19 protein-coding genes and 1 pseudogene are annotated in these 20,025 nt (G+C 69.0%); 12 read left to right on the forward strand and 8 right to left on the reverse strand.

The features are described from left to right. Window positions 1–784: photosystem II q(b) protein (locus tag KBY95_RS14905; RefSeq protein WP_254966061.1), on the reverse strand; the 784-nt coding region annotated here is incomplete at its 3' end. 213 nt (window positions 785–997) lie between these two features. On the opposite strand from KBY95_RS14905, the gene KBY95_RS14910 reads away from it, so the two are divergent. Together KBY95_RS14910 and KBY95_RS14915 are read left to right on the forward strand one after the other, a co-directional pair. Beyond that, window positions 998–1,360, forward strand: coding sequence for a hypothetical protein (locus tag KBY95_RS14910; RefSeq protein WP_254966062.1), 363 nt, complete (start codon window positions 998–1,000; stop codon window positions 1,358–1,360). Between the two features lie 2 nt (window positions 1,361–1,362). Further along, on the forward strand, window positions 1,363–1,764 hold the full coding sequence (locus KBY95_RS14915; RefSeq protein ID WP_254966063.1) for a hypothetical protein: 402 nt from the start codon (window positions 1,363–1,365) through the stop codon (window positions 1,762–1,764). On the opposite strand, the gene KBY95_RS14920 is transcribed toward KBY95_RS14915, so the two are convergent. Beyond that, window positions 1,722–2,693 carry an aspartoacylase gene (locus KBY95_RS14920; protein ID WP_254966103.1) on the reverse strand — a complete coding sequence of 324 codons (972 nt, stop codon included), beginning with the start codon at window positions 2,691–2,693 and terminating at the stop codon, window positions 1,722–1,724. The genes KBY95_RS14915 and KBY95_RS14920 overlap by 43 nt on opposite strands. A 62-nt stretch (window positions 2,694–2,755) precedes the next feature. Here KBY95_RS14920 and KBY95_RS14925 point away from each other — a divergent pair, with 62 nt between their 5' ends. The 4 genes from KBY95_RS14925 to KBY95_RS14940 all read left to right on the forward strand — a co-directional run bounded on the left by KBY95_RS14925 (window position 2,756) and on the right by KBY95_RS14940 (window position 6,667). Beyond that, on the forward strand, window positions 2,756–3,748 hold the full coding sequence (locus KBY95_RS14925; RefSeq protein ID WP_254966064.1) for a glutathione S-transferase C-terminal domain-containing protein: 993 nt from the start codon (window positions 2,756–2,758) through the stop codon (window positions 3,746–3,748). Continuing rightward, window positions 3,745–4,419, forward strand: coding sequence for a DUF2301 domain-containing membrane protein (locus KBY95_RS14930; RefSeq protein WP_254966065.1), 675 nt, complete (start codon window positions 3,745–3,747; stop codon window positions 4,417–4,419). Before KBY95_RS14925 ends, KBY95_RS14930 begins: the two co-directional genes overlap by 4 nt. Beyond that, window positions 4,416–6,338, forward strand: coding sequence for an ABC-F family ATP-binding cassette domain-containing protein (locus KBY95_RS14935; RefSeq protein ID WP_254966068.1), 1,923 nt, complete (start codon window positions 4,416–4,418; stop codon window positions 6,336–6,338). Before KBY95_RS14930 ends, KBY95_RS14935 begins: the two co-directional genes overlap by 4 nt. 110 nt (window positions 6,339–6,448) lie before the next feature. After that, entirely contained in the window at window positions 6,449–6,667 is a 219-nt protein-coding gene (locus KBY95_RS14940; protein ID WP_094586564.1) for a Calvin cycle protein CP12, read from the forward strand. Between the two features lie 9 nt (window positions 6,668–6,676). Here the strand turns inward: KBY95_RS14940 and cgtA are convergent, their stop codons facing one another. Continuing rightward, complete coding sequence (cgtA, locus tag KBY95_RS14945; RefSeq protein WP_254966070.1) at window positions 6,677–7,669, reverse strand: Obg family GTPase CgtA; 993 nt, start codon at window positions 7,667–7,669, stop codon at window positions 6,677–6,679. A gap of 64 nt (window positions 7,670–7,733) precedes the next feature. Here cgtA and KBY95_RS14950 point away from each other — a divergent pair, with 64 nt between their 5' ends. Then, window positions 7,734–8,969 carry an ABC transporter ATP-binding protein gene (locus KBY95_RS14950; protein ID WP_254966072.1) on the forward strand — a complete coding sequence of 412 codons (1,236 nt, stop codon included), beginning with the start codon at window positions 7,734–7,736 and terminating at the stop codon, window positions 8,967–8,969. 17 nt (window positions 8,970–8,986) lie between these two features. On the opposite strand, the gene KBY95_RS14955 is transcribed toward KBY95_RS14950, so the two are convergent. The 4 genes from KBY95_RS14955 to KBY95_RS14970 form a co-directional block, all read right to left on the reverse strand. Continuing rightward, on the reverse strand, window positions 8,987–11,416 hold the full coding sequence (locus KBY95_RS14955; protein ID WP_254966073.1) for an endonuclease MutS2: 2,430 nt from the start codon (window positions 11,414–11,416) through the stop codon (window positions 8,987–8,989). Beyond that, window positions 11,413–11,826, reverse strand: coding sequence for a VOC family protein (locus tag KBY95_RS14960; RefSeq protein WP_254966075.1), 414 nt, complete (start codon window positions 11,824–11,826; stop codon window positions 11,413–11,415). The genes KBY95_RS14955 and KBY95_RS14960 overlap by 4 nt, the downstream gene beginning before the upstream one ends. A gap of 45 nt (window positions 11,827–11,871) precedes the next feature. Further along, entirely contained in the window at window positions 11,872–12,873 is a 1,002-nt protein-coding gene (gene hemB / locus KBY95_RS14965; protein WP_254966077.1) for a porphobilinogen synthase, read from the reverse strand. Between the two features lie 70 nt (window positions 12,874–12,943). Continuing rightward, entirely contained in the window at window positions 12,944–13,918 is a 975-nt protein-coding gene (locus tag KBY95_RS14970) for a J domain-containing protein (protein ID WP_254966079.1), read from the reverse strand. Window positions 13,919–14,066: 148 nt separating this feature from the next. Between KBY95_RS14970 and KBY95_RS14975 the strand changes: the two genes are divergently transcribed. The 5 genes from KBY95_RS14975 (at window position 14,067) to KBY95_RS14995 (ending at window position 18,508) form a co-directional block, all read left to right on the forward strand. Further along, window positions 14,067–14,543: a hypothetical protein gene (locus KBY95_RS14975; RefSeq protein ID WP_396095033.1), complete on the forward strand. Its 477-nt coding sequence runs from the start codon at window positions 14,067–14,069 to the stop codon at window positions 14,541–14,543. Between the two features lie 162 nt (window positions 14,544–14,705). Next, window positions 14,706–15,050 (forward strand): PilZ domain-containing protein, encoded by a 345-nt coding sequence (locus KBY95_RS14980; protein WP_254966081.1) that lies wholly within the window; start codon window positions 14,706–14,708, stop codon window positions 15,048–15,050. A 132-nt stretch (window positions 15,051–15,182) separates the two neighbouring features. Further along, window positions 15,183–15,458 (forward strand): DUF5666 domain-containing protein, encoded by a 276-nt coding sequence (locus KBY95_RS14985; RefSeq protein ID WP_254966082.1) that lies wholly within the window; start codon window positions 15,183–15,185, stop codon window positions 15,456–15,458. A 549-nt stretch (window positions 15,459–16,007) separates the two neighbouring features. After that, window positions 16,008–17,249 (forward strand): extracellular solute-binding protein, encoded by a 1,242-nt coding sequence (locus KBY95_RS14990; RefSeq protein ID WP_254966083.1) that lies wholly within the window; start codon window positions 16,008–16,010, stop codon window positions 17,247–17,249. After that, window positions 17,246–18,508: a mechanosensitive ion channel family protein gene (locus tag KBY95_RS14995; protein WP_254966084.1), complete on the forward strand. Its 1,263-nt coding sequence runs from the start codon at window positions 17,246–17,248 to the stop codon at window positions 18,506–18,508. Before KBY95_RS14990 ends, KBY95_RS14995 begins: the two co-directional genes overlap by 4 nt. On the opposite strand, the pseudogene KBY95_RS15000 reads toward KBY95_RS14995, so the two are convergent. Beyond that, a pseudogene (locus tag KBY95_RS15000) lies at window positions 18,505–19,872 on the reverse strand (DUF2252 domain-containing protein). The gene KBY95_RS14995 and the pseudogene KBY95_RS15000 overlap by 4 nt on opposite strands. Window positions 19,873–20,025 lie beyond the last annotated feature (153 nt).

The raw sequence follows: 20,025 nt of genomic DNA on the forward strand, positions 1-20,025 counted from the left end.
ATTGGAAGATCAGGCGACCGAAGTAACCGTGGGCAGCCACGATGTTGTAGGTCTCTTCTTCCTGGCCGAACTTGTAGCCGTAGTTCTGCGACTCGCTCTCGGTGGTTTCACGCACCAGGGAGGAGGTCACCAGCGAACCGTGCATGGCGGAGAACAGGGAGCCACCGAACACACCCGCCACACCCAGCATGTGGAAGGGGTGCATCAGGATGTTGTGCTCAGCCTGGAACACCAGCATGTAGTTGAAGGTGCCGCTGATGCCGAGGGGCATGCCGTCGGAGAAGGAACCTTGACCGAAGGGGTAGATCAGGAACACGGCGCTGGCGGCCGCCACGGGGGCGGAGTAGGCGACGCAGATCCAGGGGCGCATGCCGAGGCGGTAGGAGAGTTCCCACTCGCGACCCATGTAGGCGAAGACGCCGATCAGGAAGTGGAAGACCACCAGCTGGTAAGGACCACCGTTGTACAGCCACTCGTCGAGGCTGGCGGCTTCCCAGATGGGGTAGAAGTGCAGGCCGATGGCGTTGCTGGAAGGAACAACGGCGCCGGAGATGATGTTGTTGCCGTACATCAGGGAGCCGGCGACGGGCTCACGGATGCCGTCGATGTCGACAGGGGGGGCCGCGATGAAGGCGACGATGAAGCAGATGGTGGCGGCCAGCAGGGTGGGGATCATCAGCACACCGAACCAACCGACGTAGAGGCGGTTGTTGGTGGAGGTGACCCACTCACAGAACTGGTTCCACACCGAAGCGCCGGAGCGCTGCTGGAGAGTGGCGGTCATGAGTGCGAGAGAAGAGTGCCATCAGGCGCGAACGCTGGTGCGCTGGCCATGGGCGTAAGGAAGAGCGAGGAATCGCCTGAAACGACTGTAACAGACTGTTGCGGGGTGTGAGCGGTCGTTCATGAAGAAAAGCTGAGTTTGTTTTCTGGCCTGCCCCGCCCTGCCGCTGCTAGATGGTGAGTTGCTCCGGTCATCACGCCCGCCCGCCCGCCGATGGTCTCGCGTTCGCCGCTCTCGCCCCAGCCACCGCGTCACGCCGGCTTGCGCCTGCGCCGGCTGTCTCCCGCCCTGCTCGTCCTGCCGTTGTTGGCGGCGGGTTGCCAGGGGTTGCCCAATGCCGACAGCCGCCGCATCGATCAGCTTGAGTTGCAGATCCAGCAGCTCGAGCAGCGCCTGAACAAGGCCAACCTGCGCCCAGACACCGCCGACCCGGCCGGCAAGCCCCCGGCCGGCGTGGTCAAATCGCTGACCCTGCGCACCGACACCGAGGACGACCGGTTGCGGATCTACTGGGCCGACGGCAGCAAGACCGATCTCCCCTGCACCAAGGAACAGACCACCCTCGTTTGCGGATGACCATGCGCTCACCCCGTCTCCGGCCCCTGCTGGGCTGCCTGGCCCTGCTGCTGGCCACCCCCTTGACTGAGGCCGCCCCCGCCCTCTCCCAGACCACCCAGGAATTGGCCTTCCAACGCGGCCGCGCCGTCAACCTGGCCCGCATGCGGGCCGAGGTGATCAACGGCGGTCTCGGCGTCTATCGGCCCGCCACCTGCATGTACGAACGCAGTGGCGGCGACTGCCTGGTGCGCTCCGACGCCGCCGGTCATCTCTTCCGCTTCTACGGCGGTGGGCCCGGCTGGGCCCAGCTCGGCCAGCCCCCGACGCTGGAGACGGAGATTCTCATCGCTCCCGACGGTCGCACCGTCGTGAGCGTGCTCTACAACGGCCCGCCCCGATCGCAGCCAGCTCCTGGGGTCTGAAGGTTCCGGGCCAGGTCCGTCAGTGCCTGGCCCCAGGCGGGCGCCACGGGCCAAGCTTCCCGGCGCGTGAGGCTGAGGGCGATGCCCTTCTCGCCGTAGGCCGCCTCGTTGATGAACACGGCCCAGACGGTTCCCTGCTCCTGGTCGCCCTGGGGGTGATAAGGGATCGTGGTGCCCTCCGCCGTCAGGAACAGGGGCTCGCCGGCGCCGATCGGCCACCAGTCACGTCCCTGACGCTGTGGGTGCACCACCGCCGCCGGGGATCCGTCGCTGTGGCGCGGCAGATCCAGACTGCCCAGGTGCCGGTGCACCACCAGCTGGGCCGGCTGGCGCAAGGCTCCGGCCCGAGCCTCCGCCAGCACCTCCAGGGCCGTTTCCAGGGCCAGCTGGCTCTGGAGACAGATGGCGGCATTGATGACCCCCTGGGGCACCGGGCCCACCTCCACCACCAGCCCGCAAGGCCAGCGCTCCACCAGGTAGCCGGTCTGGACCTGATCCTGCTCGTGCAGGTAGATCGGCAGCCCCAGGCGCTGCTGCATCGCCGCCGCCAGCGCCAGATCGGCCGGCCGCCGGCCATACACCACCAGGCCGTTGCCCATGGCGGCGGTGGTGCTGTGCAGGTCGAGGGCCACCAGGCAGGGGGCGCTGCCTTCGGGCCCATGGCAAGCCAGCAACTCCCGCGCCCGCTGCCGTTCCCGGTCCCCCGGTTCGGCGGCGTCCAGCAGGGCCGGCACAAAGCTGCGGTTGAGGTCGCGGTCCAGGTAGCGCCGGCCCGCGGCGTGGGCGGCGGGGTTGCCCAGCACCAGCTCCAGAGCGAGGCCATGGCGCTGCAAGAGGGCCGGGTGCTGCCGCCAGGCCTCCAGCAGCCAGGGTGCGTTGCGCTCGTTGCCGTGGGTGCCCCCCACCACCATCACCCTGCCCGCCGCCATCGCCTGCTCGCTCACAGGGCTCCAGCCTGGCGCAGAGTCATGGCTGGACAGCGCTGATTCCCATGGCCCCGCCCGCCACCCTGGTGCGCACCGCTCGGCAGCTCTGGCAGTGCCAGTGGCGTCTGCTGATGGGCGGGCTCGGCCCCGCCGACAACCAGGGCCGCTACCGGCGGCCTGCCGGGGCCTTCACCAGCCTGCCGCCGCTGCCGCAGGACGCCGCCGACCCCGGCGGCCACGTCTTGATCGTGGGCCGCAGCTGCCCCTGGGCCCATCGCGCCTGGCTCACCTGGAGCCTGCGCGGCCTGGCTTCCACGATCGACACGGTGGTGGTGGATCCCGATCCGGCCGCCGGCCGCTGGCGCTTCGAGACGCCCTTCGAGGGCTGCCACACCCTGATCGACCTCTACCGCCGCAGCGGCGCCGATCCCCGGACCCGGGCCACCGTGCCGGCTCTTTACTCCCGCAGCCAGAAGCAGATCCTGGTCAGCGAGAGCGCCCGCCTGATCGAGCTGCTCAACGCCTGGCCCGCCGCGCCCAGGGCTCCGGACCTGGCCCCGCCGGACGACCTCGCGGCGATCAGCGTCTGGCGGGAGCGGCTGCAAGGGGATGTGAATGACGGGGTGTATCGCTGCGGCTTCGCCCGCACCCAGGCGGCCTACGACGAGGCCGAAGCGGCCCTGTTCGACGCCCTGGAGGCCGTCGAGGCCAGCCTCGTGGCCCAGGGGGAGAGCGGCGGCTGGCTCTGCGGCGGGGCCCACCCCAGCCTGGCGGACGTGGTGCTGTTCCCCACCCTGATCCGGATGGAGCTGGTCTACGCGCCGCTGTTCGGCTGCAGCCGCCGCCCCCTGTGGCAACTGCCGCGGCTGTGGGACTGGCGGCGCCGCTTCCACGCCCTTGAGGGGGTGGCCGCCACCTGCTTCCCGACGGCCTGGCGCCGCGACTACTTCGGGGCCCTGTTCCCCCTGCATCCCTCCGGCATCGTCCCGGCGGGACCGGACCTGGCCACACTGGTGGGCAGCCCGCCCCCTGCCGCCCCCGGCGCCCCCACCCGATGAGCAGCACCCTGGCCACCCCGGATGGCACCGACCCCGTCTTCGAGGGGGTGTACGGCCACTTCACGATCACCGCTACCGACCGCCGCGAGGTGCTCGGCTACCGGCTGGCCCTCACGGCCGTGGCCCTGGCCCAGCTGGCCCTGCTGGCCCAGTGGCGGCAGTTCGGCCCCGACCTGCTCTGGCCCTGGCTGCTGGTGATGGCGGCGGGACTGGGCCTGGCCCTGCGCTGGATCCACATCTACCTGCGTCCCCTGCACCGGGCCCTGCAACTGTTCTGGCTGGCCGGTTGCCTGGGCGGACTGCTGCTGGCCCTGCGGGCCGGACCCGCCCAGATGCTCCCCGCCCTGGCCCAGCAGCCCCTGTGGATCCTGGCGGTGGGTCCCTTCTTCGCCGCCCTGGCCGGCATCGGCTTCAAGGAGTTCTTCTGCTTCCAGCGCCCCGAGGCGATCGGCGTCACCCTGCTGCTGCCCCTGGCCCTGCTCGGGCGCCTGGCCGGCGTGCTGAGCCCCGCCACGACCGCCAGCCTGCTGGCCGCCGAAGCCCTGCTGCTGCTGCTGCTCTGCCTGCGCAAATTCCCCATGCCGGCGGCGGCCGATGTGGGCGACAAGAGCGTCTTCGCCCATCTGGAGCAGCAGCGCCTGGGCCTGGGCCAGAGCGGCACTACCCCATGAGTGCCATCAGTCTGGTGGGGGCCGCCAAGGACTTCGGCCTGCGCAGCCTGTTCGCCGATCTCGACCTGCATGTGGGCGAGCGCGACCGGCTGGGGCTGATCGGCCCCAACGGCGGCGGCAAGAGCACCCTGCTGCGGGTGCTGGCCGGCCTCGAGCCGCTCGATCGCGGCGAACGCCGCTGCCACGCCCGCACCCGGGTGGTGCTGCTCGACCAGGAGCCCCGCCTGGATCCCTCCCTCACCGTGCTGGAGCAGGTGTTCGCCGGGGACGGGGAAGCCATGGCCCTGCTGCGGGAGTACGCCGGGGTGAGCCACCAGCTGGCCAGCGGCGCCGAAGACGACCAGCTGCTGGCCCGCCTCAGCGCCCTGCAGCACCGCATGGACGGTTGCCAGGCCTGGGACCTGGAGCGCCGCTGCCGGGAGGTGCTGGAGCGCCTGGGCATCAACGCGGCCCAGCAGGAGCGCACGATCGGCGAACTCTCCGGCGGCAACCGGCGCCGCGTCGCCCTGGCGGCGGCCCTGGTGGCCGAACCGGAAGTGCTGCTGCTGGACGAACCCACCAACCATCTCGATGCCGAGGGGGTGGAGTGGCTGCAGAGCTACCTGGATCGCTTCGCCGGCGCCCTGGTGCTCGTCACCCACGACCGCTACCTGCTGGATCGGGTCACCCGCCGGATCGTGGCGGTGGAGCGGGGCGAGGCCCGGCCCTACGAGGGCAACTACGGCACTTATCTGGGCCTCAAGGCGGCCGAAGAGGAGGCCGAAGCCTCCACCGCCGCCAAGCTCAAGGGCACCCTGCGGCGGGAACTGGCCTGGTTGCGCCAGGGCCCCAAGGCCCGCAGCACCAAGCAGAAGGCGCGGCTGCAACGCATCGATGCCCTGCTGGAGGCGCCCGCCCGCCAGGGTCGCACCAGCCTGGCCATGGCCGCCACCGCCCGGCGCATCGGCAAACGGGCGATCACCGCCGAGGGGCTGGCGGTGGCCGTGGGCGAGCGCACCCTGCTGAGCGACTTCAGCTACGACTTCAGTCCCGAGGACCGGGTGGGGATCATCGGACCCAACGGGGCCGGCAAATCCAGCCTGCTGGAGGTGATCGCCGGACGGCGCCCCCCCAGCGAAGGCCTGCTGGAACTGGGGGCCACGGTGAAGCTGGCCTACTTCGACCAGCACAGCGACGTGCTGCTGGCCAAGGACGGCAAGCGCAAGGTGATCGAAGTGGTGCAGGAGGCCGCCAGCCGGGTGCAGGTGGACGGGGTGGAGCTGACGGCCTCCCAGCTGCTGGAGCGCTTCCTGTTCCCCCCCGCCCAGCAGCACCAGCCGGTGGCGAAGCTTTCGGGGGGCGAGCGGCGGCGCCTGCACCTCTGCCGGCTGCTGATCGAGGCCCCCAACGTGCTGCTTCTGGATGAACCCACCAACGACCTCGATGTCCACACCCTGAGCGTGCTGGAGGAGTTCCTCGACGATTTCCGCGGCTGCGTGGTGGTGGTCTCCCACGACCGCTGGTTCCTGGACCGCACCGTCGACCGCCTGTTCCACTTCGAGGACGGCCGGCTGGAGCGCTTCGAGGGCAACTACAGCAGCTGGTTGGAGCGAAAGGCAGAATCGCCGGCAACCGCCCCTGGGTCCGCCGCCGCCGCGGCCGTGGCCCAGGTGGCCGCCAAGCGCTCAGCCCCCTCCGCCAAGGTGCCGGCGGACGGCCCCAGACGGCGCAGCTTCAAGGAGGTCCGGGAGCTGGAGCGCCTCGAAACCGAACTGCCCCAGCTCGAACAGCAACGCCGCGAGCTGGAGCAGCACCTGGCGGCGCCCAGTGGCCCGGATTACGCCCGGCTGGAGGAGCTGACCCACGAGCTGGCGGGCCTGGTGGAGCGGATCCACGCGGCGGAGGAGCGCTGGCTGGCGTTGAGCGAGCTGGCCACCTGAAGCCGGTGCCTCAACCAAGGGTGTGCGGGAACCCACAGGAAAAGGCGGTCCCCCTGCCACGACCGTATGGTGTCTGCGGTGAGTTCCGGCTCGTGAAGGCCGGTTTTTGCATGAAGACGATCGACGATCACATCGAGAAGGACAAGGTCGAGATTGAGTCGGCCAAGGCCGACGGCAATCTCGGCAAGGTGCGCCATCTCGAGGAGGAGCTCAAGGCCCTCAACGAGTACAAGGAGCACCACCCCGAGGACAGCCACGACCCCAGCCCCCTCGAGGTGTACTGCGACCTCAACCCCGAAGCGCCCGAGTGCCGGGTCTACGACGACTGAGGCGAAGCGTCAAACGATGCCCAGCTGCTGCCAGACGGCGGCCAGCAGGGCTTGGAGACCCTGGGAGGCGGCAGCGGAGATGACGAGGGGGGGCTGGCCGGTGTGGGCGGCAATGGAAGCCACCCGTTCCTCCAGTTCCTCGTCATCACACAGCTCCATCTTGTTGAGCACCACCAGGCGGGGGCGCTCGCTGAGCCCGTTGCCATAGGCGGACAGCTCCTCCTCCACCACCAGCAGATCCCTGAGCACGTCCCCGCCGCCCGCATCCACCAGATGCAGCAGCAGTCGCGTGCGCTCGATGTGGCGCAGGAACTCATGGCCCAGGCCGGCTCCGCGGGCTGCCCCCGCGATCAGTCCGGGGATATCGGCAAAGACAGTGCCGTCGCCGCTCGGCCGCCGCACCACGCCCAGGTTGGGCACCAGGGTGGTGAAGGGATAGTCGGCGATCTTCGGTCGGGCGGCCGAGAGCACGGCGATCAGGGTGCTTTTGCCCGCGTTGGGCAGGCCGATGATCCCCACCTCGGCCAGCAGCTTCAGCTCCAGCTGCAGCTTCCATTCCTCCCCCTCCTTGCCCTCGGTGAACTTTTCCGGGGCCCGGTTGCGATTGCTGAGGTAGTGGGCGTTGCCCAGCCCGCCACGGCCACCGGCCGCCACCAGCAGTTCCTCGCCGGCGTTGGTGAGATCCCCCAGCAGGATGCCGGTGCGGCAGTCACGTACCTCCGTGCCGCACGGCACCCGGATCGTCAGGGTGGCGGCACTGGCTCCGGAGGAGCGGTTCGGGCCGCCGCGCCGGCCGTCATCGGCGGCGAACAGGCGTCGGTACTTGAAATCCAGCAGGGTCTGGAGGTTGGAATCGGCCACGAGGAGCACGTCACCGCCCCGACCCCCGTCGCCGCCGGAGGGCCCCCCGGCGGGCACGTATTTCTCACGACGGAAGGCCACGATGCCGTCGCCGCCGCGGCCGGCGCGCACGGCGATGCGGGCCTGATCGATGAACTGCAAGGAAGGGTTTCGGCCGGGGCTCTGATGAGGAACAACCCTAGGATCCCCCGGTTGCACCGCTTGTTTGGCCGAGGTCCGCTTCGAAAAGGTCGGCAAGACCTACCCGCCCCGTCGCGGCGGCAGCCCGGTGGAGGTGCTGCGCCAGCTCGACCTGCACATCGAGGACGGTGAATTCCTGGTGCTGGTGGGCCCTTCGGGCTGCGGCAAAAGCACCCTGCTGCGGCTGCTAGCGGGCCTCGAGGCCACCACGTCGGGCGAGATTTACGTGGGCGAGCGGCCCGTGAGCCGTCTGCGGCCCGCCCAGAGGGATGTGGCCATGGTGTTCCAGAGCTACGCGCTGTACCCCCACCTGAGCGTGGCCGACAACATCGGCTTCGGCCTGCGGCGCAGCCGTCACCGCAGCCTGCCCCAGCAAGTGCAGGACAGCCTGCATCGGGCCAGCCGCCGCCTGCCGGCGGCCCTGCGAATCGATTCCGAGCGGGAGCGCCGCATCGAGAGGCGCATCGACGAGGTGGCCACCACCCTGGAACTGGAGCCCCTGCTGCAGCGCCGGCCCAAGGAGCTCTCCGGGGGCCAGAAGCAGCGGGTGGCTCTGGGCCGGGCCATCGCCCGCCAACCGGCGGTGTTCCTGATGGATGAACCGCTCAGCAACCTCGACGCCAAGCTGCGCACCGGCACCCGCACCCAGATCGTGGAGCTGCAGCGGCGCCTGGGCACCACCACCCTTTACGTCACCCACGACCAGGTGGAGGCGATGACGATGGGCCACCGCATCGCCGTGCTCAACGAGGGCCGGCTGCAGCAGCTGGGCACGCCGATGCAGCTCTATCAATGGCCGTCAAACCTGTTCGTGGCCCAGTTCATCGGCAGTCCGTCGATGAACCTGCTGCCGGTGGAGGTGGCTAGCGCGAGCCAGTTGCTGCTGGGGGAGCGGCGCTTCCCGGTGGAGGGACCGATGGCGGACCTGCTGGGGGACTGGATCGGCCACCGGATCACCGGCGGCCTGCGGCCCGAGCACCTGCGGCTGGCCCCCGCCACCAACCGCAACCTGGCCGCGGAGGTGAGCCACTGCGAGGCCCTGGGCAACGAGCAACTGGTCACCTGCCGGCTGCTGGAGGGCAGCCACCTGGTGCTGGTGCGGGCCACACCAGATCAGAGCGTGACCGTCGGCCAGACCGTCCACCTCGACGTCGATCCCACCGGCTGGCGCCTGTTCGACGGCCTCGGAGCCGCCTTGTTGCCCACCGATGTCACGGCGCCCCCCCGGCAAGAACCCCAGCTGCCCGCCATCAACTTCTGAGCGGCGCGGCCCGGGCCTCACTTCACCCAGATGACGCTGCAGCCGGGGCCGCCATCCCCCTGCTCGGCATCGCTCACTCGCTCCACCCAGGCCAGGCCGGAGAGCCACTCCCGCAGGCCCCGCTTGAGCTTGCCCGTGCCGATGCCGTGGATCACCCACACCGGCCCGTTCGCCCCCCGCAGGCGCTCTTCCACCGCCGCCTCGGCCTCATGCACCCGCAGGCCACGCACGTCCACCGTGTTCCCCTCGGTGCGCACGTCCGGGCCGCGGCTGCCGGGGGAGCGACGGCTGCGGATGCGCACCTGGGGCGGCGGCTCGGGCGGCGCCGGCTTCTCGCCGTGCAGTCCCTCGATCGCCGCCAGCGCCACCGTGAGCCGCAGCACACCGCAGCGCACCGTGAGTTCCGTTCCCTCCTCCGAGATGGCCAGCACCTCGGCGGCCTTGCCCAGGGCCAGCAGCCGGATGCGGTCGCCCACCCGGGGCCGCCAGCCGCCGTGGTCGCGCTGCTCCGGCAGGGGCCGGTGCTGCTGCTCCAGCCGGCGCAGGCGCTGGCCGGCCTGGCGGGCCGTTTCCCCCGCCAGCCTTCCGCCAACGCGCACCTCCTGACCCACCGAGCGCAGCCGCCGGATCAGGCGCCGCACCTCCCCCTGCCCCTCCCGGATCGACAGCTCCAGCCGCTGGCGGCGCTGCTCCTGCAGTTCCGCCGACTGCTCCTTCTGCTGCGACCAGCGCTGCAGCAGTTCCTCGTGCAGCAGCTCGGTGCGGGCCAGCAGCACAGCCGCCGCCTCGGCCGCCTCCTGCTGGCGCTGGCGTTCCTGCTCCAGCCCCTCGATCACCCGGTTCACGTCGCCTTCACCGCCGGGCTCCAGCTGGGCGGCGGCCGCGGCCAGCACCGCAGGGTCAAGCCCCAGCCGGGAGGCGATCGCCAGGGCGTTGCTGCGGCCGGGGATGCCCCACTGCAGCCGGTAGGTGGGCGAGAGGGTCTCCACGTCGAAGGCCACCGAGGCGTTCTCGAAGCGGGAATCGGCGTACTTGAGCGCCTTGAGCTCGCCGAAGTGGGTGGTGGCCACCGTGAGGCGGGCGCGATCGGCGAGGTGGCGCAGCAGGGCAGCGGCCAGGGCGCTGCCTTCGGTGGGATCGGTGCCGGCCCCCACCTCATCGAGCAGCACCAGCGCCGCGGAATCCTGGGCCAGGGTGGCCCCCTCCGCCAGGGCCGCCAGGATGCGGGCGATGCGGCGGATGTGGCCGCTGAAGGTGGAGAGGTTCTGCTGCAGCGACTGCTCGTCGCCGATGTCGGCCAGCACCTGGCCGCACCAGGGCAGCCGGGGGGTGCCGGCACAGGGCAGGAACAGGCCGGCGCGGGCCATCAGGGCCGCCAGGCCGAGGCTTTTGAGGGTCACCGTCTTGCCACCGGTGTTGGGGCCCGTGATCGCCACAACCCGCAGCTCGGGGCCCACGCTGATGCTCACGGGCACCACGGGCCGGCCGCCCTCCCGGCGCTCCTGCCAGAGCAGCAGGGGGTGGCGCAGCTCCCGCAGCTCGAACGGGGCCTCAGCCGTCTCGGCCAGCTCGGGCCGCACGGCCCCCAGCCACTGGCCGTAACGGGCCCGGGCCAGGCCGGCATCGAGCCGCACCAACACCTGCTGCAGATGGCCCAGCGGCTCAGCCTGCTCTCCCACCAGGGCACTGAGTTCGCTGCGCACCTGGCGCTCCTGCTCCCGTTCCTGGCCCTCGGCATCACGGATGCGGTTGCCCAGGGGGATCACCGCCTGGGGCTCCACATACACCGTGCTGCCGGAGGCGGAGCTGTCGTGCACCAGGCCGCTGACCTGGGCGGCGGCGCCGGCCTTGACCGCCAGCACCGGCCGGCCGCTGCGCTCGCTCACCACCGTGTCCTGGAGCAAGGAGGCGTAGCGACGCACCAGCTCCTGCAGCCGCTCGCGCCGCTCAGCCCGCAGGCCCAGCAGCTGGCGCCGCACCGCCTCCAGGGGGCCGCTGGCCCGATCCGCCACCCGGCCCCCCTCCTCCAGGCAGAAGTGCAGCCGCTGCTCCAGCTCCGGCATGGTGCGCAATTCGGCCACCAGGGCCGTGGTGATCGGCCGCAGCTCGGGGTCCTCGATCTGGCGCCGCAGCCGCCTGGCGGTGGCCAAGGTGGAGGCCAGTGCCAGCAACTCCTCGCCACCGGCGCAGCCCCCCTTGGCACAGAGGGCCATCGTGGCGGCGATGTCCTCGGCCCCCTGCAGGCTGAGGCCGCCCTCACTGAGGCCATCGAGGGCCAGCAGCTCGGTGGTTTCCAGCAGCAGGCGGCGGCTCTCGGCCGGATGGTCCGGCAGGCCGAGCCCAGCACAGTCGCGCCGGCCGGCGGCGGTGCTGGCGAAGCCGGCCAGGTGGGCGGCCAGACGGGGCCACTCCAGCAGCTCCAGCGTGTCCTGATGGATCTCGCTCACCCAGCCGGCGCCAGGGAGGACGGGGCGGGGATGGCGGCGGCTCCGACGTTGGAGGGAATGCCTTCGGCAGGCTCGTACAGCATCTCCAGCCAGTTGCCATCCGGATCCTGCAGGTAGAAGGAAGCGGTGCCGTCGCGATGGTCATGCACCGGTCCCACCCGGTGGCCCGCCGCCTCAAGCCGGTCGTGCACCGCCTGCACCTCGGCGCGATCGCTGAAGTGGAAAGCGAAGTGGGGGCCGGCGGCGGTGTAGGTGGGGCTGAGCAGGGCGATGCCGTCGCCGTTGCCGGGCGACTGCATGTAGGCCCAGTCCTGGGCATCCCAGGTGAGGCGCAGCCCCAGCCCCTCATAGAAGCGCTTGGCACGCTCCATGTCCTGGACCCGCACCGCCACGTGGCCGAGACGTGTCATCGGAAGGGGAAACGTCGGTTCATCCCCCCATTCAAGCGGTGTGGCTCAGCTGTCGCGGAGCCACTGGGCGGCATCACAGGCGTGGTAGGTGAGGATCAGATCGGCGCCGGCGCGCTTGAAGCAGAGCAGGGTTTCCAGCACCACCGCCCGCTCGTCGATCCAGCCCCGCTCGGCGGCGGCCTTCACCATGGCGTACTCACCGCTGACGTTGTAAGCGGCGATGGGCAGCTCGCTCTCGCCGCGCAGGCGATGGATGACATCGAGGTAGGCCAGGCCGGGCTTGACCATCAGGATGTCGGCCCCCTCCTGTTCATCGAGCAGGGCTTCGGTGAGGGCTTCGCGGCCGTTGGCCGGATCCATCTGATAGGTGCTCTTGTCCTTCGGGATGGGCTTGGTGCTCACGGCCCGGGGGGCGGAATCGAGGGCTTCGCGAAAAGGGCCGTAGTAGGCGGAGGCGTATTTGGCGGTGTAGCTGATGATCCCGACGTGCTCGAAACCTTCCTCGTCAAGGGCTTCCCGGATGGCCCCCACCCGTCCGTCCATCATGTCGCTGGGGCCGATGAGATCCGCTCCGGCCCGGGCCTGGGCCACGGCCTGGCGGCACAGCTGGCTGACAGTCTCATCGTTGAGCACCACGCCCTCGGTGCTGACGATGCCGTCATGGCCATCGCAGGAATAGGGATCGAGGGCGACGTCGGTCATGATCGCCATCGCCGGATGTTCCTGCTTGAGGCGGCGGATCGCCCGGGGGATCAGCCCACCCTCGTTGAAGCACTCGCTGCCGTCCTCGGTCTTGAGGCCATCGGCCACCTTGGGGAACAGCACCACGCAGCGGATGCCCAGATCCCAGGCCCGGCCCACCTCGGTCACCAGGCCCTCCAGGCTCCAGCGCTGGGCGCCGGGCATCGCTCCGATCGGTTCGTTGGACGCGCCCTCGTGGACGAACAGTGGATAGATGAAATCAGCGGCGCTGAGCTGAAATTCCCGCACCATGGCCCGCAGGGCCGGCGTGCGCCGCAGCCGGCGGGGCCGATAGGTGAGCTCCATGGGGCCGTTCTGACTGGCCGGATCCTACGGAAAGCCCTTCCGGCGCTTGAACGGCGGGCCGGTTGGGGGTTCAGAGCAGGGCGGCGCTGATCCAGTCCTTGCGGGGGTCGACGCTGCGGGCCTGGCGCAGCTGCTCCAGCAGGTCCCGCTCCTGGGGGCTGAGGCTGTCGGGCAGCTTGAGGGTCGGGGTGAACAACAGATCTCCCCTGCCGTCCTTGACCGGCCAGCCCTTGCCCTTGAGCCGCAGGCTGCGGCCCAGGGTCATGCCGGGGGGCACCTGGATCGTGGCTTCCCCATCAGGGGTGGCCACCCGCACCTCACCGCCAAGGGCCAGTTCGTCGAGGCTGAGGGGAAGTTCGGCCCGCAGCTGGTCACCATCGAGACGCCAGACGGGATGGGCCTGGAGCTTGAGCGTGAGGTAAAGGTCGCCGCGGCGCCCGGTGCCGGGCTGCAGGTTGCCTTTGCCCTTGAGCCGCAGGCGGCTGCCGTCCTTGACGCCGGCGGGGATGCGCACCTGCACCCGCTCCTCGTTGACAGCCAGGGTGCGCTCGCAGCCGCGGAAGGCATCGGCCACCGGCAGGCTGATCGTGGCTTCCGCATCCAGCTGGACCTGGGTGGCGCGTTCAGCACCGGTACCACCGAAACCGGAGGCGAACCCGCCGGGGAAACCGCTGCCGAAGCCGAAGCCGCCGGGGGCACCGGCCGCAGCCCCGCCACCGAAACGGCCCAGCAGGTCGTTGATGAAGTCGTCGAAATTGCCATAACGGCCGAAATCGACATCGACACCGGGAGCCCCGCCGCCGCCACCCATCTGGTTCCAGTACTGGCCGAACTGCTCGTAGCGGCGTCGCTTTTCGGGATCGGAGAGCACTTCATAGGCCTCGCTGATCTCCTTGAAGCGGGCCTCGGCGGAGGCATCGTCGGGATTCACATCCGGGTGGTACTGGCGGGCCAGCTTGCGGAAGGCCCGCTTGATGCCATCGGCATCGGTGCCCCTTTCGACGCCAAGCACCTTGAAATAGTCGCGGTATCCATTGGCACTCATCTCGTCACGCTCATGTCGCCAGGGCGCCAGTCACCGTCCGTCGAGGAAATTGTCCCAGTCCAGCCGCTGAATTCACACGCCCCGGCAGGGCGGAAGCCCGTACGGGGCCAGGGGTGCGGCCTAGATTTTCAGCCCAGTTCGCCCGCCGATGCGCTTGTCCTCCCCCTCCGTGAAGGCCACCCGAGCATCGGTGCTGCGGCCACTGCTGCTTCTGGGCGGACTGCCCACCCTGCTGGGTTGTGTCCTCACGATCACCACCCCCGCCCAGGGAGGCCAGGCCGGGAGCTCCACCACCCCCACGCTTGGGGAGGCCCTGGCACCATCCGACCGTTCCCAGATCGAGCTGACGGACCACCTGCGTCGCGTCGGGGCGCTCTTCTATGGCGCCTGGTGGTGCCCGGCCTGTTTCCGCCAGAAGAGCCTCTTCGGCCAGCAGGCGGGCAATCAACTGCCCTACGTGGAGTGCGACAAGACCAAGGAGGGTCGGGAGCGCTGCCAGGAAGCTGACATCAAGGCCTACCCGACCTGGGTCCTGGGGAGCCAACGGGTGGAAGGGGTGCAGACGATCGAGGAGCTGAAGCGCTGGAGCGGTTTCTCCCAGGCGCCGGCCGGCGGCACCCCCTGAGCAGGGGCCTGGCGTGCCGTTGGCCGTGCTTTGCATGCCATCCATGTGTCGCATGGGTGCGAAGGTCCAGGTAGACGCCCCTGTTGTTTTTGGTAGAGTCTTCAAACCCATTTCCTCAGAACACTGAAACCTGTCTGGAGCCAATCTCCTCAACTCAGGGACATGAAGGAATCAGCACTTCCCGCCCGAGAACCCAAGTTTTCAGCACCTTTTTTTCAGATCCTCATAAAAGTCGAGGTGTTTTCTCAGGACCATTGTTATTCGGGACATCTTTGGGATGTCAGCCGCTCTGGAGCCTGCATTCGCAGCTTCCAGGAGGTCCCCATGGGCCCGTCTATCCAGATTCGCTTCCACGATCCCTCCGAGGCTGAGATCGTCGAAGCGAAGGGAGAACTGATCTGGATGAACCAGCTAAGGGGGGCCCACTATTCCGGCCTGCGCTTTGAGCAGGACTTCGACATTTCAAAGACTTTTCTGAGGTTGCTGCTCAAGGCGGATCCCTGCTGAAGCCGCCGGCCCAACATGTGACCAGCCATGACTGAACCGCACGTCGGTCACACGTGGTCAGAAAGCATGTGCGACCCACCAGCAAAACTTCCATAGGCTTCGCACGTTCACTCAGCTTGCAGCCTTGTTGTCATGAACCTGCGTCATTCCGCCCTTGCAGCCTCGCTTTGTCTTGGAATGGTCAGCACACCGGCACTGGCTGACTGCTTGGAAGGCAGGATCCAGTCGGTCAACCCCAATGACCGCTCCTTCGTCGTCCAAGGTCAGCGGTTTTACACCGATGGATCCACGGACTACGAGGATGGGCTGAGGAGCTTTGCTGATCTCAAGCCTGGGCTGAAGGTGGAAGTGGATCACGTTCAACGCGGCGGCAGGAGTTTTGCCAAGGAGGTCGAGCTGGAGGATTGAATCCCCAGCTCTTTTCCACGCTCCGATGGCGCCCGCCAGGGATCAGTGCCAATGCATCCCCGCACCTGGAGCCCCGTAACCCAGCCCGGGTCGCACACCGGCTCCAGAAGCCGGCCCGCCGAGACCTCCCGGGTTGGGTCATGCAGGGCTGGGCGAGGGGATCGCCACAGCGAGGGCCGCCACGGCGAACGCCAGAGCGCTGCAGTGCATGAAATACTTCATCGCCGTGAGATTCAGGAGAGAACCTTTTCCTGGCAAGGTCAGCTCATCACTCCCTCAATGTCCATGCCGTCTCCGTCTCCTGGTTCGAGCCTCCAGACCAGGTGCGAGGAAGGTCCATGGCAAAAGGCTGCTCGTAACATGAGCGACAGCGCCAGGTGCCAGGTCCCTCACTGCCCATCCATAGAGGTAAAGCCCCAGAATCGATTGCCCGCCCCTGCAGAACGTCGGGACCACGGAAGACAGAAAGAGGAGCATGAGCAACACCGTTGACCAGAACGTTCGTCGGCTTATCCCCAAGCCAACCACCCGGCCCTCGGTGCACGCTCCTTGCCACCCATAAGAGCGACCAAGGCTTTCCTGCTGGTGGCCCTGCCCCTCACCCTTCTCTCCGCCTGCGACCTCCGTTCGAAGGAGCTGAGCGGAACCGCCTATCTGGCCATCAGTGTCGAAGGTGACCAGCCGCTGACCAAAGCGATCCTGCAGGAGGAGGTGCTTCAGGCGCAGACGATCGTCGAAGCCTTTCGCCAACTGCACCCCCATGTGGCGATCGAAACAAACCTCTTCCGCGAAAGCGAATTCATCGCGGAGGTGCGCAAGCGCCAGGCCGCAGGCCTCGGCCCTGATCTGATGCTGTTGCCTGGCTCCACCGCCCGCACCCTGGTGGAAGCCGATCTAGCCAGGGAGCTCAAGCTTCCAGGGGCCACCCGCAACCAGCTGGACCCGGATTCCCTGACGCGGCTGGAGACCACACCCGGGACCCTGGCGGGACTGCCCATCCTGATGCGACCACAACTGGCTTGCTACAACCGCAACCGGGTGGCGGCCAGCCCCGCCACCACCATCGCCCTGATCGACCAGGCCCGCCGGGGACTGCGGGTGGGACTGGCGGTGGACTCGCGCAGCCTCTTCTGGAGCACCGGCCCGCTGGGGGCCGATCAGGCGCTCATCGCCGCCGCGGCAGGGCGTCCCCTGAAGGCCGACGAACGGCAGGGACTGATGCGCTGGCTGGAATGGCTTTCCGCCGCCAACTTCAACCAGCAGGTCTTCCTTGAGCCTGACCAGGAGGCGCTGGTGCAAGGTCTGCTGGAGCGGCGCCTGGATTGGATTCCCTGCAACAGCGGCAACCTCAGCCGGTTGCGCGAGACCCTGGGGACCGCCCTCGGGGTGGGCGAGCTTCCCAGCGGTCCCCACGGACCAGCCACACCGATCACGCGGCTGCGGGTGCTGGCCTTCGGCACGGGCTCCACGGCCCGGCAGCGAAGCTTGGCGGAAGCCCTGGCCCTTTTTGCTCTGAATCCCTGGATCCAGAGCACCCTGACCTCGGACAACCAGGACATGCTGCCCACCAATCGCTTCGTGCCCCCCTCGGCGCTGCACACCCCCGTGCTCAAAGCCATGCAACGGTCCATCGAGCAGGCCGACGCCAGCGATGCCATCTCCAAGCTGCTGCCCGCCGGCGACCCGCGCGACCGTGCCCTCAGTCGCCTCGTGACCGCCGTGGCCTTCGGGGAACTGACCGCAACGGACGCCACCGAAGCCGTGATCAAGGCCCTTGCTCCGGCGCCATGAACGACCTGTTCGGCCAGATCCTGGGCTGGTTGCCGATGCTGAGCCGGCCCCAGGTGCTCCTCCAGCTTGGCCTGGTGGCCCTGGTCGTGGTGGGCGGTCAGTTGCTGGCCAGGCGCGATGGGCGCACGGCCCGGCACTGGCACTGGGCACTTGGGCTGGGGATCACGGTGGTGGGGGGAGGCCTGGGCTGCGGCCTGCTGGCCATCGCCCATCAGCCGGTGACGCTGGCCATGCTGCTGATCGCCTTCGTGGCCAGCCTGCAGGTGTCGGAGCTGCTGCTGCGTCGCAGCGTGGGCTGGTTGCCCGCCGACCAGATTCAGCCGCTTCGCTATCTGCTGATCCGCCCCTTCCTGTTCGGTGGGTTGGTGTGGTCGTTGATCGAACTGCTGGACACCCGGGCGGAACTGGCCCTGATCCCGCTGGGGCGGTGGGTGGGAGCGAACGTCAATGTCGGCGACCTGACGCGGTTGTTGGTAGCCCTCTACCTGCTCATGGTTTCCTCAGGGCCACCGTCGTTGGGGGTGGCCTGGCTGCTCAAACGGGTCTTTGCCCTGGAGCGGGTGAGTGTGCGGGCCATGGGGCTGATGGTGCGCTACGCCGTGATCACCCTCGGCACCATCGCGGTGCTGGAAACGATCGGCTTCAACAGCACCGCCGTGCTGGCCATCGCCGGGGGGCTGTCGGTGGGCCTCGGCTTTGGCGTCAAGGAGGTCTTCGGCAATTTCGTCAGCGGCCTGTGGCTGCTGTTCGAGGGCTCCCTGCGGCCGGGCGACATCGTGGCCCTGGATGGCGATTTCTGCGAAGTGCGGCGCCTGGGCCTGCGGGCCACGCGGCTCTGGCGCGACCGGGACAATGCCGAGCTGGTGATCCCCAACCAGACCTTCTTCAACAGCAGCACGGTCGAGTTCAGCGTCGGCCGCACCCTCTTTCACACCCAGATCGCCATCAGCGTCGATGAGAGCCAGCCGATCAGCACCATCCTGGGCCTGCTGGAGGAGATCGCCGCCGCCGTGCCGGGTGTGGAGACCCATCTCCCCCCGCAGGCCTACCTGCAGGGGATGGGGGATTGCGGAGCGGACTACGTGCTGAAGTTCTGGATCGCCACTCCGTTCAGAAACCGGAGCCTCTGCAGCGCCGTGTTCCAGTCCGTCGTGGAGCGGTTCCAGGTGCTGGGCATCGCGCTGCCCTACCCCCACCTCGTGATCGAGCGACCCCCGGTTGGGCTTCCCGTGGAGCCTCCCGCCCAGCCCAGCGACTAAACCTCCAGTTCGCCGTCCGCGATCGCCGCCACCAGCCGCTGGTGGTCGGCGCGGGTCTGGTCGGCATAGGCCGAGGCGGCGTCGGCCAGGGCCCCATCGGCATCGTCCTGGGCTTCCAGATGGGCCGCGATGGCCTCGCCATCGCCCGAGCGGGCGTGGGCCTTGGCCAGCACGGCGGCACAGAGGGCGCCGTAGTCGGCGAGGGCCTCCTGATCCAGGTTCTCCAGCTGCACCATGGCCTTCCAGTCGCGGAACTGACGCCAATAGCTGGCCACGCCACCGGGGGAGGCCTCCACCCAGCCCAGGAAACTGTCGCTCACCGTCTGAATCAGCCGCTGGCCGCGCACGACGCGCTCGCCCGGGGACCCCGCCGTGCTCGGCCCCAGGTGGGCCTCCAGCACCGAAGCTCCCGCCTCCTTGCCTTGCAGGATCAGCAGGTCGTCGTCATCGCGGCCCTGAAGAAGCACGACGGCGCAGCGGGTGCCCACCGATCCAACACCAACGGTTTTGAGGGCAAAGTCGAGCACCTGGTAGCGCCCGACCAGCCACTGCATCTCCGGTCGCAAGGAGGCGCTGTAGCGCTCGATCGAGTGCTGCACGAACCGGCGCATCTGGCTGGGGTCGGCGCCCTGGCCGGCCAGCGACTCCAGGCTCCAGAGCAGGGGCGGATCGTGGCGGAAGCGCAGAACCCCGTCGGAGTCCCGTTGACAGAGCTTGCGCGCCGCCCGACGGTTGTCGTTGTGCTGGGCCTGCTCGGCGATGGCATCCAGCGACTCCCGCAGGGGCTTGTGCTTCACCCCCTCGCGGTAGGCCGCCACATCGACGCGGTGATACCAGAGGTCGAGATAGCCGAGCTGGATGAAATCCCGGTTCGTCTGGCGGTAGCGGCGGGCGCACTGGCGCACGATCGATCGGGCGTCGTCCGCGGCGAGCCCGAGGCTGTCCGCCGCCAGCCTCACACTGCCCAGGAGCCGTTTGAGGTCCCATTCGTAGGGGCCCGGCAGGGTCTCGTCGAAGTCGTTGACCCCGAACACCAGCGTGCGCTCCGGGGAGGCATAGAAGCCGAAGTTCATCAGGTGGGCATCCCCGCAGAGCTGGACCGTCACCCCGGAATGGGGTTGCCAGGCCAGGTCGATGGCCATCTAGGCCGCGGCGCCGCGGAAGAAGGCCAGCGGGCTTTCCGCCATGCGCGCATGGCGCAGTGGCAGCAGCCAGGGCAAGCGATGGGCTTCCTGCTCGCGCAGGACGGCGATGGGATCGGGGCGCTGACTGGTCATTCGAATCCCCTGCAGGTGGCCACACCAAAAGGCTGACAGGGCCCCGGCCAGACACTGAAAAGGGCCCTTCCAGGCCCCATGGGTCATTTGGGTGACAAGGCTGACCTCACCCCGTCTCCGTTAAGAGTGTCAGGCAGCCACAGGGGCGGCTTGACGGGAGAAACGAACGATGTTGTTCGCTGTTACGGGTTCGCTCTTACCGAGCAGGCTTCAGTCACCCTCCTCATGCCCCGTCGAAAC

It is taken from the genome of Cyanobium sp. Aljojuca 7A6 (assembly GCF_024346455.1).
Lineage (GTDB): Bacteria > Cyanobacteriota > Cyanobacteriia > PCC-6307 > Cyanobiaceae > Cyanobium.

Coding starts and splice junctions, on each gene's coding strand:
- KBY95_RS14910 (WP_254966062.1), top strand. CDS start 998: ATGGTCTCGCGTTCGCCGCTCTCGCCCCAGCCACCGCGTCACGCCGGC.
- KBY95_RS14915 (WP_254966063.1), top strand. CDS start 1,363: ATGCGCTCACCCCGTCTCCGGCCCCTGCTGGGCTGCCTGGCCCTGCTG.
- KBY95_RS14920 (WP_254966103.1), bottom strand. CDS start 2,693: ATGGCGGCGGGCAGGGTGATGGTGGTGGGGGGCACCCACGGCAACGAG.
- KBY95_RS14925 (WP_254966064.1), top strand. CDS start 2,756: ATGGCCCCGCCCGCCACCCTGGTGCGCACCGCTCGGCAGCTCTGGCAG.
- KBY95_RS14930 (WP_254966065.1), top strand. CDS start 3,745: ATGAGCAGCACCCTGGCCACCCCGGATGGCACCGACCCCGTCTTCGAG.
- KBY95_RS14935 (WP_254966068.1), top strand. CDS start 4,416: ATGAGTGCCATCAGTCTGGTGGGGGCCGCCAAGGACTTCGGCCTGCGC.
- KBY95_RS14940 (WP_094586564.1), top strand. CDS start 6,449: ATGAAGACGATCGACGATCACATCGAGAAGGACAAGGTCGAGATTGAG.
- KBY95_RS14960 (WP_254966075.1), bottom strand. CDS start 11,826: ATGACACGTCTCGGCCACGTGGCGGTGCGGGTCCAGGACATGGAGCGT.
- hemB (WP_254966077.1), bottom strand. CDS start 12,873: ATGGAGCTCACCTATCGGCCCCGCCGGCTGCGGCGCACGCCGGCCCTG.
- KBY95_RS14970 (WP_254966079.1), bottom strand. CDS start 13,918: ATGAGTGCCAATGGATACCGCGACTATTTCAAGGTGCTTGGCGTCGAA.
- KBY95_RS14975 (WP_396095033.1), top strand. CDS start 14,067: ATGCGCTTGTCCTCCCCCTCCGTGAAGGCCACCCGAGCATCGGTGCTG.
- KBY95_RS14980 (WP_254966081.1), top strand. CDS start 14,706: ATGAAGGAATCAGCACTTCCCGCCCGAGAACCCAAGTTTTCAGCACCT.
- KBY95_RS14985 (WP_254966082.1), top strand. CDS start 15,183: ATGAACCTGCGTCATTCCGCCCTTGCAGCCTCGCTTTGTCTTGGAATG.
- KBY95_RS14995 (WP_254966084.1), top strand. CDS start 17,246: ATGAACGACCTGTTCGGCCAGATCCTGGGCTGGTTGCCGATGCTGAGC.